Here is a 12,787-nt window from a genome sequence, read left to right on the forward strand (position 1 = left end):
CTGCTGTATTATTTGGCAATATGAAGAGGCCAGCGAATAATCTCTAGCTCGTTTTCAGATAGTTCTGGGTCGAGCTCGTTATATAATGGGTAGCCAGTTGTAGCCATACCGGCTTCCACCATAGGTATTCTTGAGCCATTATGACGAAGTGGATGCCAAGTGGGTATAGGCTTTCCTTCTGCCCGTAAACGATAGGCACAGCTGGGCGGCATGAAGTGTATCTTTTCTATATTATCTGCAGACAACACGACACAGTCCGGCACATAACTCAGCCTGTTCTGGTAATGCTTACAGCCGCCCGTTTCTGTGTCCAGAAGCTGGCAAGTTACATTCACATAATGCAACTCTTCGCCAGCTTGCATCGGCGCATCTTCAGGTAGATCTTCGCGGGTTGGAAGTACCTTATGCAAGCAGCACTTACCGCAGCCATCGCATAACTGTTCCCACTCTTGTTCGTCAAGCTCCGTTAAGGGCTTGTCGTCCCAAAAAGGCATTATCTTCCTAACTTGATCCGGTCTGACAAATAGCCCACAACAACGACAAAATAATTAGAACGGTTCCAGTCCATTAACACATCCCAGTTGTCGTAAGTGAGGTATACACGGCCGTTCTCGTCGTCAGGCATAACTAAACCAGCTTGTATATCTCGAGTAGGCAAGTCACTTCCGTCGTAACGGCGAACGCCAAGCTCTTGCCATTCAGCAAGTGTCTTTTTGTTATCTCGCGAGGCTAATGACACATCGAATCCTTCCGGTATTTGAACTTGTCTGCCCCAAGTCTTGCTGTCGTCCCAACCCACGCTAGAAAGATAGTTTGCCGCTGAAGCAAAAACATCTGCGTGACTGTTCCAAATATCAATTTTACCGTCTTGGTCGTGGTCTACTGCATACGCTAAAAACGAGCTAGGCATAAACTGGGTCTGACCCATTGCTCCAGCCCAAGAACCAATCATTTGCTCCGGTTCAATATGCCCTGCATCAATAATCTCTAACGCCTGCATCAACTGACGCTTAAAAAACTCTTCTCGGCGCCCTTCGTAGGCCATGGTCGACAAAGAGGAAATGACTTTGAAGTTACCCGTATAACCGCCATAGTTCGTTTCTATCCCCCACAAAGCGACGATAAAGCGAGCTTGAACACCATATTCTTCAGCAATTTCTTCTAAAAGTTCACGATGTTCATTGTAATTTTGCAAGCCTTGACGAACCTTCCAGTCTGGTACTGCTCTGGGTAAATACGTGTCTAGGGTTATGGTGAATTCAGGTTGATTTCGGTCTGCAGAAACCGCTCGTTGATAAAACTCTACGTTACTAAATGCGCGTTCTACAGTCTGCTCAGAGATACCATGTGCTAGCGCGTCTTGTTTTAGAGTTTCCACGTACGCAGGAAAACCTGCTTCGTCTACAGCAGAAACAGACCAAGGTAAAAGCAATAACTGAAGTGAAATAATAAACAACCCAAACTTACGCATAATCTACTCCTTGTTGTTAGCTGCGTGCTGTTTCAATAAGTTTTCAGTAACCGGAGGTAGTTGTAAATAATATCCAGGTTCCTGTAAGTGCTTGATAAGTTCCGCACCCGTAATCCGCGCTAACTTTTTGTCTTCTTTTAAATATAGTTTCATCACCTGCTCATAAGACTTAAATAAAACCTTTAAGTTCTCTGGCAAGTCATCAAATTCAGCTGACTCTGGTAAATACAAATAAGTGTCAGCTTTCTTATTCGATCTTAATACAACACACCACATTCAAATACTTTCCTAACGTAAATCATTCGCAAGTTCTAATAACTCTTTACCAGCAACATCACTGCGCCAGCTCTCAAGTAGTTCGGGTTTAAACAACTTGGACTTCAATTCATCGGGGACAAAACAACTCCATACAAACACTTCATTAATTTGCTTTCGAGAACCCAGCATCGAGGGAGCCACAGAAACCTCGTTAGCCCGCTCGTTAACCAGTTTTTTTGCGGCTTTGAACCAAGATTTATAACCGGAATGATCATCTAACCTTGGTATTGCAGGCGGCCAATCACTTTCTGCTTGCTCCAGTCCTTCAGCTACCGCATCTAAAATCGCTTGGCCTCTTTTTCGTAGGACACTCGGATGCACGCCTTCAACCTCAGCTAGCTTTCTTTTGTTTGTGGGTTGCATACGGCTAATTTCGGCAAGAGCTGGATCTTTTAACAAAAACGGTACCGCGATATTTTCCTTCTGAGCCGTTTGCAATCGCCATTTCGCGACACTTGCGAACACCGCGCGTTGCTGCCCATTGAGCTGCGAATATATTCCTATATCTTTCCAAGCATAGTCAGGGTTTGCGGTGCGAGATCTCTTGCTCAACTGAAAATCACACTCTTGCTGGAAAATATCAGCCCATTTTGACTGCTCCAACTGTGCTTTAAGCTCTGGATAAACCTTCGCTAAATAGTAGGTATCTGCGGCTGCATATTGTAATTGCGCTGCGGATAAAGGCCGAGCAAGCCAATCTGTTCTAGACAGGGACTTATCAAGTTCAACACCAAAGTGATGCTCAATTAATCCGGCGTAGCCAATCTGGTCTCCTTGAGAAAGAAAGGACCAAGCGATTTGAGTATCAAACAACTGACTAGGCGCTTCACTATTTTTCTGCCGCAGAATTTCAATATCTTCTCCGGCAGCATGCATCACGGTTGTTCTTCTTTGCTCAGACAGCAACTCCCAAAGGCAAGACATGTCTTCTACCTGCAAAGGATCAACCACCGCACATGCTTCTTCCGTAGCTAACTGTACTAACCCCAAGTTGGCGTAATAGGTGCGCGTTCGCACGAATTCAGTGTCTACAGCTAGCCAGTCTTTATCCCCAGCCTGATCGCAAAACGCCACCAATGCATTGGTGGCGTTTATCTGTTCAAATTGCAAAGTCATTACTTTTGTTCATCTCGCAATTCTCGACGGAGTATCTTGCCTACATTGGTCTTCGGCAATTCGTCTCTAAATTCAACAAGCTTTGGTACTTTATACGCCGTTAAGTTTTCTCGGCAAAACTCCCGAAGTTCTTTTTCTTCTAACGAGCTGTCTTTTTTCACAACGAAAATCTTAACGACCTCGCCAGAAGAGTCATGAGGAACACCTACAGCAGCAACCTCAAGAACCTTCGGATGACTCGCTACAACGTCTTCAATTTCGTTAGGGTATACGTTAAAGCCTGATACCAAAATCATGTCTTTCTTACGATCAACAATCTTGAAATAACCATGCTCATCTACGGTACCCATGTCGCCCGTATAGAACCAGCCATCTTTAATAGATTCAGCCGTAGCTTCTGGACGGCCTAAATAACCGACCATAACCTGTGGACCTTTTACGATAAGCTCACCCGGCTCACCCATCGGTACTTCGTCACCATTTTCGTCGACAATTTTCACGTCGGTGGAAGGTACTGGAATACCAATGCTGCCCGTGTAATGTTCAATATCATAAGGGTTTACCGTAACTACGGGAGAACACTCAGTTAAACCATAACCCTCAAGTAACGCAGAGCCAGTGACTTTCTCCCATTGTTCAGCTACCGGTCTTTGCACGGCCATGCCGCCGCCCAAAGCAACTTTCAGCTTTGAAAAGTCTAAGTTACTGAAACCTGGGGTATTCAATAAGCCATTGAAAAGAGTATTTACACCTGACAATACCGAGAATTTATATTTCCCTAACTCTTTAACAAAGCCAGGCATATCTCGAGGGTTAGTAATTAGAACATTAAACCCACCATGCTTGATAAAGGTTAAGCAATTCGCCGTAAGCGCAAAGATGTGGTAAAGCGGTAGCGCTGTTATCACCACTTCCTTACCATCGTCAACCAATGGCAAGATCATGGCTGAAACTTGCTCTAGGTTTGAAACCATATTGCGATGTGTCAGCATTGCACCTTTAGAAACACCTGTTGTACCACCGGTGTACTGAAGGAAAGCAAGATCGTCACCTGAAATTTCAGGGCGCTGGAATGACTTTTGAGATCCTTCCGACAATGCTGCATTGAATTCAATAGCGTTGTCTAAACTATATGGAGGCACCATTTTCTTCACATGACGCACTACAAAGTTAACTATCCAACGCTTTGGCGCAGGCAGCATATCGCCAATACCCGTTACGATAACTTTGTCTAGGTTTACGTCCTTTTGAATTTTTTGCAGTGTAGTTGCGAAGTTTTTCAAAATCACAATCGCTTTCGCACCAGAATCTGTAAGCTGATGCTTAAGTTCACGAGCTGTATACAACGGGTTTACATTAACAACAACCATACCTGCACGTAACGCACCAAAAATAGCCACAGGATACTGCAGTAAATTAGGCATCATAATAGCAACTGGGTCGCCTTTTTTAAGGCCGATACTCTGCAAATAAGCTGCGAACTGCGTTGATAACTCATCAAGTTCTTTGAAGGTTAAAACTCGGTCCATGTTTACAAATGCGTCATTAGAAGCATACTTTTCTGCGCTTTCTTCAAAGATGTCCGCAAGTGAAGCGTAATGATCCGGATCGATTTCTGAGGCTACTCCGTTTGGATAGCGACTTACCCATGATTTTTCCACAGTTTCAGCTCCTGCTTTTGTCTTGTTCTATTCTACTGATAGGTTCTTATACAATGGTAGACACCTAAATTGAATTGCGCCGTATCTTCGCACATCCGACCATTGAATCCTAGTTATTCAGTTTTTATGCAAAATAAATGCGTTTAAGTGCATGGCAACTTTCGCTGGTTGCTCCAAATGTACGTGATGACCGCCCTCTATCACCTTTATATGTAAATTCTGACCCCAGCGGTTCACTGCTTGGTCTATGTCTTGAAAACCCTTTGAGCCACGAATAAGCACTAAACGACATTTCAAATTCGACATTAGATTGTCAACCTGACTCAAGGAGTAACGAAATGGAGAGCCTAAACGAACCCTTGGGTCGATACGCCATTGCCATCCTTTCGATGTCTCCATCATGTTACGCAACACTACCGGCTCAATGGTTTCAGCTGCTATGTCTCCGCGTTCTGCACGCGCTTTAAGAACTCTATCGAAACTAGCATAGGCTGGTGCCTCTTTATGTTTCAACGCTAGCCTCGACTCCCATGCTTGTCGCAATTTGTCTGTCGTTTCCTCTTCTTTGTAGGTTAATAAACCAAACGCCTCGATGAGGAACAAAGCAGATATTTTTTCCGGTTGAGCAAGCGCTGCGAGCTGAGCAATAAACCCGCCCATGCTATGTCCAACTAAAATCACGTTATGCCATTTATAGTGTTCAATAATGGCGGCAATATCTAACGCCCATTCAGAAAAATAATAGTACGCACCTTCATTTCGGTGCTGAGATTTTCCATGCCCGGGTAAATCAAGCACCAAAAGTTGCTCTGCGTCACATTGTTTAGCCAAGGGAACAAGGCTTTCGGAGTTATCTAGCCAACCATGAAGAAAAAGAACTACAGGTTGTTCAGCGTCAAAATCGGATAAGGCTTTACTAGATTGTGCGGACAGTTCTAGACCCGCACATTGAACGGTAACTTCTAACATATATGACCTAAAGCTTACTGCTTGTTTTGCTGTGGGCCACCGCTCTCGCGCTGACCTTGCTCTCTAGGCCCTTGCTGAAGGGGAGGCCGATTATCTCCTTCACTTCCAACTGCTGGAAAGTAAGGATATGGGCCCCAGAAACGAAATCGGTACGCAGGATATGGATGGTGGAAAATAACATCTACACGGCTGCGTTCTGGGCGCTCTTGCCACAAATGCAGTCCTTCACTTTCAAGCATGGGGAACATGTATTCGTATTCACCAATATGCCCAGGCTCCAATCCTGAATACAATCCAAACGCCGTAACTTCTCGACCTTTCTTGTAAATCTCCGGATCGACAAATCCCGCTACTCGAATACGGAAACGACCGGGGCTTTCCTCGGTTACATGGGGGCGACCGTAACCGGAAAGTTCAAATTGAACAACTTCAATGATAGAGGACTCGCTCAAGTTTTTAACTTCCGCGATCACACCACCCCAGCGAGCTGGCGAGCCAATATGCGCTTGAGACTCAGTAAAAGCCTGACTGAATTCAACAAGTTCGGTTTGATCAGTTCTTAATTCTTCAGGATACCTTGACGCACAACCACTCAAAACTGCAAACGCGCAAATTAAACCAATAACTTGAACAGGTAATTTGATGTGCTTAAAAAGATGACGCATTGCAGTACCTCTTTATGACGCTATTGAATTAGGCAAAAACATCTATACCTATCATCGACTGGATAGAGTCTCTGCGTTCGAAGCTGGCAACTTGACTATAACTACCCACAGCAGAACGTTGAGTTTGTCCGGGCTCGTCGTATGTAATGGCCTCTCGTTCTTTTAACGCAGCTTCAAATACCGGGCCCTCTGACTGCAGCTGCGCACGACGTCCAACCTCAGACGCATTCTGTTGACGCGTTTGCGATTCAGCATTATTTGCGCTTCGTTGCTGCTCCTGACCAGCTCGGCTAGGTTCAACATTGACCGCAAAATTAGATAAGTCAGTGCTGTTTATCATTTAAATAGCTCGCTAAAAATCACTTCCCGGGCAACTTTTTCCAAGTTACTTCATTACGCACATAATGCACCTGAAAATCTTCAGCTGCAACGCCCTCACCTCGTTTGAGGCGCTCACGTCCTAGTGTTGCCAAATCTATAGCATGTGGAAAGCGCACTGAATGAGACAGCTCTATATCCGGTAAACTCTCCAGCGCGTTGGACAACGCGTCAGGATATGTAACCCAACCAGTACCCACGCCAAAATAAGTTCCATCTTGCTTTTTAAATTCATCCGCTACGCAGCTCAGAACATTACTAGGAGGAACTACAGACTCTTCACCCCACACTTTAATTCGACTCTCACTCACACTGTAAGTTCCGAAGTACACTTCACCCATACGAGCGTCTATCGCGGCAACAACTTGGCTTGCATCATGCAATCGATACGCTTGATAAGCCATCGCTTCTAAACTTGAAATACCCACTACCGGCAAGTTATGGCTAAACGCGAGTCCTTGCCCAATACTCGCTGCAATTCGGACCCCGGTAAAAGAGCCGGGGCCCTTACCTAACGCTAAGCCATCTAATTGGTCTAATGAAACCTGCGCTTCTTTTAATATTTCGTCCACATATTGCAAGACCAGGTCCGCATGTTCTCGCGGAGCTTCACGACCACGATAAATAATTTGTTCACCGTCGCAGTAGGCTACTGAGCAATACTCGGTAGATGTATCGATCGCTAAAACTTTTAACTCGCCAGAATCAGTGTGCTTCACAGATTAATTCACCTCTTTTGTTTCTGGTGCAGCTTGCCGTAGAAAATCTAAAGCCACATTTAAATCTCGTGTGCGTTTCATATTAGGCAAACTATTCAGAAATAATTGTCCATATTGCCGAGTAACAAGTCTATTATCGCAGACAATCAGCACGCCTTCATCATGTACCGAGCGCACCAACCTTCCTGAGCCCTGTTTCATTGCAATAACCGCCTGCGGTATTTGAATCTCTCGAAATGGATCACGGTTTTGCCTGCGGCAATCTTCCATCATCGCCTGCAATAACGGATCGTCTGGAGAGGCAAACGGTAGTTTATCGATAAGAACACACCTTAATGCTCGACCCGGAACGTCTACCCCTTCCCAAAAGGAGCTGGTGCCAAGCAGTACTGCATTGCCCTCTTCACTGAAGGTTGCCAACAATTCACGTTTGCTGGTTTCGCCCTGGACTAAAATAGTTCTCTCTGTTTCTTTCTCTAGCTTTTCCGCAACTAAATTTAGCATTCGATAGCTAGTAAACAATAAAAATGTTCCACCCTCGTTAGCTTCAATAACCTGCTTAGCAATCGTAAACAAATGATTCACCATGCTGCGATCATTCGGTTCTGGCAAATAACGAGGCAAGCACAGAACCGCTTGGCGCTGATAGTCGAAAGGGCTAGACAACAACAACGTTTGGGCGTTTTTCAAACCCAGCTTGTCGGTAAAGAAATGGAACTGATTATTTACGGTCAATGTAGCCGATGTAAATACCCACCTTGCAGGGTGGTCGGCCATAATTTTAGAGAATGGTTCCGCCACAGACAAAGGTGTTCTATTAAAGCTAACATGCCACTTACTGGTTTCGTACCAATAGCTATACCCAACCTCTTCGACTGCAGTTATCGTTTGCAACTGCTTGCGAATAAACTCTACACGCTCGATACACTGGTCAAAAGCCTTGTCGCGACCCACTTGGGTTTTCGCAATCACTTCGAACTTATCTAACTGTTCCTCAAAGTTTTGCAGCGCACTACTTACAGAGGACTCAGCTAAAACCTGGCGTAAGCTCGAACGTTCCGAGTCAGGTGAAAATGCCAGCCTTAACTCACGAGCAGCTCGCTCTAATTGCTGAGCCATCTGAGAAACGGCCTTGGCATCTTTAAGAACGGTTCGATAAAGCACATCGACATCTTGGCACAAGTCGCTTATCTGCCGAGTTGAAAAGCTCGTGCTGAAATATTGGCTGGCGATTTCCGGTAATTGATGCGCTTCGTCAAATATCACCAAATCGGCGTCGGGAATGAGCTCTCCAAAGCCGGTTTCCTTTAACGCTAAGTCGGCGCAAAACAAGTGATGGTTAACAACCACAACGTCGGCCTCTAAAGCCTCTTTACGCGCTTTAACCAAATAACACTCTTCATAATGCGGACACTCCCGCCCCAAACAGTTGCTTTGCGTGCTGGTAACTTGCGGCAGAACGATTGCGTCTTCCGGCAAACTAGACAATTCACCCATGTCCCCTGTGCGCGTTTTATTCGCCCAAGTTCTAACCGACTGGAGTTGAGCTAAACCTTCTTCCCTAAGGTTTTTAGGATGTCGAACAGCTTGTTCGAGTCGATGTAGGCACAGATAGTTAGACCGCCCCTTTAACAACACGACAACCTTGTCTGGTGACAATACATCTCTCAATGCCGGCATGTCTCGGTGAAATAGCTGTTCTTGCAAGTTTTTGGTACCGGTGGAAACAATGACTTTGCCATCTTTTAATAGAGCAGGAGCTAGATAAGCAAACGTCTTCCCCGTTCCTGTTTCCGCTTCCACGACTAACTGCTCACCCGTTTTTTTCAACCCATGCACTGCACGCGCCATTTCTAATTGGGATGGTCGAGGAGAAAAATGGGGTAGCGCTTGGCTTAGTACGCCATTTTCTGAAAAAACTTTATCAATAGGGGTCATATACAGGTGATTGTGTTAATATTGGACTTCAAATAAGCCGCTAAACGTCTCGATACAGCAAAGGTTACACGCATGATAAAAAGCTGCAAGAAACTTCTTGCTAGTTTACTGCTGACTTTACTCTTATTTTCGTCTTTGGGTAATGCCCAGCAGGCGATTGAGGACGTTTCCGAGTCTGAGTTATACGCGTCTTATTTTTCAACCGTGGTGAAGTTTATTGCCTGGCCCGATGAAAACCAAAAAGACACCTTGCAGCTTGGTATCATTGAAGCTCCCGAAGTCCTAGAAGAATTAAACAGAGTGCAGCTCGAGCCGGTTCGTGGTTTACCCTTAAGGCTGCGAGAAGTTCTTCGAACAACCCAACTCAATGATATTGACGCCCTACTCGTTGGTCCACGTGCCCAAGGGCAACTCAGTCAAATTGAGTCGTTAGCCCGTAGCCGAAATATACTTGTTATTACTATCCAAGGCGACATCCGCGGCAACACAATGATCAACCTAGCCTCTAACGAGAATTTAGAGCTAAGTTATCAAGTTAATAGTCAACTCATCGAGCAGGCAGGACTGAGAATTCAAAACGGTTTGTTCGACATTACCGGAGATGAATTAGAACTTCTGGTAGAACTTAGACGACAAAAATCTCAAGAACAGACGCTTACTGAACAAGTAGAGGCTTACGAACTCGAAATAGAAAATATGCAAGAGCGTGAGCGCCAGCTGAACGAGCGTATTGAAATGTTAGAGCAGGCTATACGCGAGCGTGATGACATCCTAAGTGCACAGGCCGGCACCCTAGAAGAAAGAGAAATCGCCGTTGCCAACCTACGAGACAGACTTACTCAGTACCTCACCGAGCTAGACGAGCAGCGTGAGCGTATTTTGGTTCGAGAGGAACAACTTGCCACGATCCAGCAGCAGCTTCGACAGTCTCAGCAACGTTTGGACGAACAAGAGCAAGAGCTCATCGAGAAAGAGCAGTTACTGCAAGAGCGGCAAGACGAAAGCGCTGTGCTTAGTGAGCGGATTGCCAGTAATAGAGATATCCTGGCGGACCAAGAACAAAGGTTACTCGCTCAGAATGCAGAAATAGAAGAGCAACTCCAGCTTATCGAAAATAGAGAGCAAACTATTTCTCGCCAACAAGACTTTTTGCTCTATATTGGCATTGGTTTACTCTTTGCGTTTGTGTTTGCAGTGCTCAGTATTGTGATGTACGTGAATAAACGCAAAACCGCCGATGAGCTCATGAAAACGTTGAATGAGCTTAGTGCAGCCCAAGATAAACTAGTCGAGTCGGAAAAGATGGCTGCCCTAGGTAACTTAGTTGCAGGCGTAGCGCATGAAGTAAATACCCCTCTGGGCGTCGCTTTAACGGCAACGACTATGCTCAATGACCGACGTGAGCGACTCATCGAAACAATTTCTACACAACAACTGACACGGGAGCAACTCGACGCTTTCTTAAGTAAAGCAGAAGAGTCGTTGTCTCTTACCGAAAAGAATTTGTCTCGCGTTGCCCGACTCATTAGTAACTTCAAACAAGTTGCCGTTGACCAAATGGTGTCTGAGCGTCGTGAAATAGATCTAAGAGAATATCTCGAAGAGATCATGTCAACACTGTCTATTGAATTGCGCCGTGCTCAAATTAAGTATGAGATTTTAGTTGATAGTAAAATAACTATGACAACCATTCCTGGTGCTATGGCTCAAATTATTACCAACCTAACAACGAATTCCATTCGCCATGGGTTTGAGGGCAGTACCGGAACAATAACCTTAGCAGCCGAGCCCGCTCCGGGCGACAACATCAAGATTACCTTTAAAGACAACGGCAGTGGTATGGAGCCACAAGTTGTTCAGCAAGTCTTCGAACCCTTCTTCACGACTAAACGCAATGAAGGTGGAACCGGCTTAGGAATGCCTATCGTATACAACCTTGTGCGCCAAAAGTTGAATGGTGATATCAAAGTAGAAAGTAAGCCTGACGAAGGCACGACTTTCACACTGATACTTCCTCGTGTAAGCCCGGTACGAGCTTAAATTACGCAAAAGTGTCTAAGTTGTGACCTTTTGGGTCATCATCGTCATGCTCTAATTGAGTTTCCTGTTCAGGCTTTTGGTCTTTTTCATGCTGGCGACGACTATCCTCTTGCATTTTACGCTGCCGCTCTTCAATACGCGCATGCTGAGTGTCACCCCCCTCTTCAGGGCGAACACCTTTGATACGTTGCTTCTTCTGCAACTGCTTTACGCGCTCTAAGTCATTACCTAAATCAATTTTTGTATTCCTCGGTAACAACGGAAATATTAGATCTTGGCTCACTTTTGGTCTCTCTTTGATCACCGATACACCTATATTATCGGCACAAATGAACAAAAATTAAACAATTTAACTTTTTTAACAGAATTCGTTGCTGCGCAAGATTTAGTTTGATAGCATTTATACAACTTGTGAGAAAGATAACGAATTTACGGTATTTAAATGAGCAATTATATATACAACTTAGTGCATCATCACCGCCACTTCACGTAGCGGCCGATTTCTGTTGTGTATACAAAACCAGAAAGGCCATTTCATTAGCGAGCCTTTCAGGACAAAGAAACCCTTGGAAGCGCTCCTTCCGAGGGTTTTTCGTTTTAGGAGTATAAAATGTCTGAGAATCAAAGATTAACTATCGCTATCCAGAAGTCTGGACGCTTAAGCAAAGAATCACTCTCACTACTTAAAGCGTGTGGTGTGAAGTTCAATATTCACGAACAACGCCTAATGGCGCACAGCACGAATCACCCTATCGACCTACTTCGCGTGCGTGACGACGATATTCCAGGTTTAGTGATGGACGGTGTAGTTGACCTTGGACTTGTTGGTGAAAACGTTCTAGAAGAAGAGAAATTAGAGCGACAAATTAAGCAACAAAGCGACCAGTTTTCATCGCTTCGCAGACTCGAATTTGGAGGTTGCAGGCTCAGTATAGCAACACCGAAAGAAGATAGTTATAGCGACTTGAACGACTTGGAAGGCAAACGTATTGCGACAACTTACCCAAGAATCACCGAAGCATACCTAAAAGCTAAGGGAATAAATGCACAGACCGTAATGCTTACCGGTAGCGTTGAGGTTGCAACGCGAGCAGGCTTGGCTGAAGCTATTTGCGACTTAGTTTCCACCGGCGCAACGCTAGAAGCAAACGGCTTAGTTGAACAAGAAGTTATATTTAGATCTCAAGCTCAACTTATTCAAAGCCCAAACAAACTATCTACGGAAAAAGCAGAATTATTGAACCGTATTCTTACGCGTATTGACGGCGTACAACTGGCAAAAGAAAGCAAATACATTATGTTGCACGCTCCTGTCGATCAATTAGAAGCTGTTGAACGTATCTTACCTGGAGCCGAGCGCCCCACTGTTCTACCGTTAAGTCACACCGACCAACAAGTGGCTGTGCATGTAGTAAGCACTGAAAATCTATTTTGGGAAACGATGGAGCAACTCAAGGATTTAGGTTGTAGCTCAATCTTGGTGTTACCGATTGAAAAGATGATGGGTTAAAT

The 12,787-nt window shown here is 44.9% G+C and carries 13 protein-coding genes; 2 read left to right on the forward strand and 11 right to left on the reverse strand.

Going from position 1 to position 12,787, the window contains the following annotated elements:
* Positions 1-8: 8 nt before the first annotated feature.
* From DQX04_RS04345 to DQX04_RS04390, 10 genes are all read right to left on the reverse strand, one after another.
* Positions 9-494, reverse strand: a complete 486-nt coding sequence (locus DQX04_RS04345; RefSeq protein ID WP_111914643.1) for a YkgJ family cysteine cluster protein — start codon at positions 492-494, stop codon at positions 9-11.
* Positions 494-1,471: a lytic transglycosylase domain-containing protein gene (locus tag DQX04_RS04350; protein ID WP_111914644.1), complete on the reverse strand. Its 978-nt coding sequence runs from the start codon at positions 1,469-1,471 to the stop codon at positions 494-496. Before DQX04_RS04350 ends, DQX04_RS04345 begins: the two co-directional genes overlap by 1 nt.
* A 3-nt stretch (positions 1,472-1,474) precedes the next feature.
* Positions 1,475-1,747 carry a YcgL domain-containing protein gene (locus DQX04_RS04355; protein ID WP_111914645.1) on the reverse strand — a complete coding sequence of 91 codons (273 nt, stop codon included), beginning with the start codon at positions 1,745-1,747 and terminating at the stop codon, positions 1,475-1,477.
* A gap of 12 nt (positions 1,748-1,759) precedes the next feature.
* A complete protein-coding gene (gene rnd, locus DQX04_RS04360; protein ID WP_111914646.1) occupies positions 1,760-2,905 on the reverse strand; it encodes a ribonuclease D in 1,146 nt (381 codons plus the stop codon).
* Positions 2,905-4,566 (reverse strand): long-chain-fatty-acid--CoA ligase FadD, encoded by a 1,662-nt coding sequence (fadD, locus tag DQX04_RS04365; RefSeq protein WP_111914647.1) that lies wholly within the window; start codon positions 4,564-4,566, stop codon positions 2,905-2,907. The genes rnd and fadD overlap by 1 nt, the downstream gene beginning before the upstream one ends.
* Before the next feature lie 117 nt (positions 4,567-4,683).
* The gene (locus DQX04_RS04370) at positions 4,684-5,535 is read right to left on the reverse strand and encodes an alpha/beta fold hydrolase (protein ID WP_111914648.1); all 852 of its coding nucleotides are present in this window, start codon (positions 5,533-5,535) and stop codon (positions 4,684-4,686) included.
* Positions 5,536-5,549: 14 nt separating this feature from the next.
* Complete coding sequence (locus DQX04_RS04375) at positions 5,550-6,200, reverse strand: Slp family lipoprotein (protein ID WP_111914649.1); 651 nt, start codon at positions 6,198-6,200, stop codon at positions 5,550-5,552.
* Between the two features lie 28 nt (positions 6,201-6,228).
* Positions 6,229-6,540, reverse strand: a complete 312-nt coding sequence (locus DQX04_RS04380; protein ID WP_111914650.1) for a hypothetical protein — start codon at positions 6,538-6,540, stop codon at positions 6,229-6,231.
* A 19-nt stretch (positions 6,541-6,559) separates the two neighbouring features.
* Positions 6,560-7,297: a tRNA (adenosine(37)-N6)-threonylcarbamoyltransferase complex dimerization subunit type 1 TsaB gene (gene tsaB, locus DQX04_RS04385; RefSeq protein ID WP_111914651.1), complete on the reverse strand. Its 738-nt coding sequence runs from the start codon at positions 7,295-7,297 to the stop codon at positions 6,560-6,562.
* A gap of 3 nt (positions 7,298-7,300) precedes the next feature.
* Complete coding sequence (locus DQX04_RS04390) at positions 7,301-9,235, reverse strand: ATP-dependent DNA helicase (protein ID WP_111914652.1); 1,935 nt, start codon at positions 9,233-9,235, stop codon at positions 7,301-7,303.
* Between the two features lie 72 nt (positions 9,236-9,307).
* Between DQX04_RS04390 and DQX04_RS04395 the strand changes: the two genes are divergently transcribed.
* Positions 9,308-11,275: a YfiR/HmsC family protein gene (locus DQX04_RS04395; RefSeq protein ID WP_111914653.1), complete on the forward strand. Its 1,968-nt coding sequence runs from the start codon at positions 9,308-9,310 to the stop codon at positions 11,273-11,275.
* Position 11,276: 1 nt separating this feature from the next.
* Here DQX04_RS04395 and DQX04_RS04400 read toward each other — a convergent pair whose 3' ends face one another.
* Positions 11,277-11,558, reverse strand: a complete 282-nt coding sequence (locus DQX04_RS04400) for a hypothetical protein (RefSeq protein ID WP_126266338.1) — start codon at positions 11,556-11,558, stop codon at positions 11,277-11,279.
* A 327-nt stretch (positions 11,559-11,885) separates the two neighbouring features.
* Here DQX04_RS04400 and hisG point away from each other — a divergent pair, with 327 nt between their 5' ends.
* The gene (hisG, locus tag DQX04_RS04405) at positions 11,886-12,785 is read left to right on the forward strand and encodes an ATP phosphoribosyltransferase (protein ID WP_111914655.1); all 900 of its coding nucleotides are present in this window, start codon (positions 11,886-11,888) and stop codon (positions 12,783-12,785) included.
* Positions 12,786-12,787 lie beyond the last annotated feature (2 nt).

This window comes from Aliidiomarina sp. B3213, assembly GCF_003290085.1.
GTDB lineage: Bacteria > Pseudomonadota > Gammaproteobacteria > Enterobacterales > Alteromonadaceae > Aliidiomarina.

Bases quoted from the DNA above. Each gene is read 5' to 3' on its own strand.
- DQX04_RS04350 (WP_111914644.1), bottom strand. From the start codon at position 1,471: ATGCGTAAGTTTGGGTTGTTTATTATTTCACTTCAGTTATTGCTTTTA.
- DQX04_RS04395 (WP_111914653.1), top strand. From the start codon at position 9,308: ATGATAAAAAGCTGCAAGAAACTTCTTGCTAGTTTACTGCTGACTTTA.
- DQX04_RS04345 (WP_111914643.1), bottom strand. From the start codon at position 494: ATGCCTTTTTGGGACGACAAGCCCTTAACGGAGCTTGACGAACAAGAG.
- DQX04_RS04370 (WP_111914648.1), bottom strand. From the start codon at position 5,535: ATGTTAGAAGTTACCGTTCAATGTGCGGGTCTAGAACTGTCCGCACAA.
- DQX04_RS04390 (WP_111914652.1), bottom strand. From the start codon at position 9,235: ATGACCCCTATTGATAAAGTTTTTTCAGAAAATGGCGTACTAAGCCAA.
- DQX04_RS04380 (WP_111914650.1), bottom strand. From the start codon at position 6,540: ATGATAAACAGCACTGACTTATCTAATTTTGCGGTCAATGTTGAACCT.
- rnd (WP_111914646.1), bottom strand. From the start codon at position 2,905: ATGACTTTGCAATTTGAACAGATAAACGCCACCAATGCATTGGTGGCG.
- DQX04_RS04355 (WP_111914645.1), bottom strand. From the start codon at position 1,747: ATGTGGTGTGTTGTATTAAGATCGAATAAGAAAGCTGACACTTATTTG.
- hisG (WP_111914655.1), top strand. From the start codon at position 11,886: ATGTCTGAGAATCAAAGATTAACTATCGCTATCCAGAAGTCTGGACGC.
- DQX04_RS04375 (WP_111914649.1), bottom strand. From the start codon at position 6,200: ATGCGTCATCTTTTTAAGCACATCAAATTACCTGTTCAAGTTATTGGT.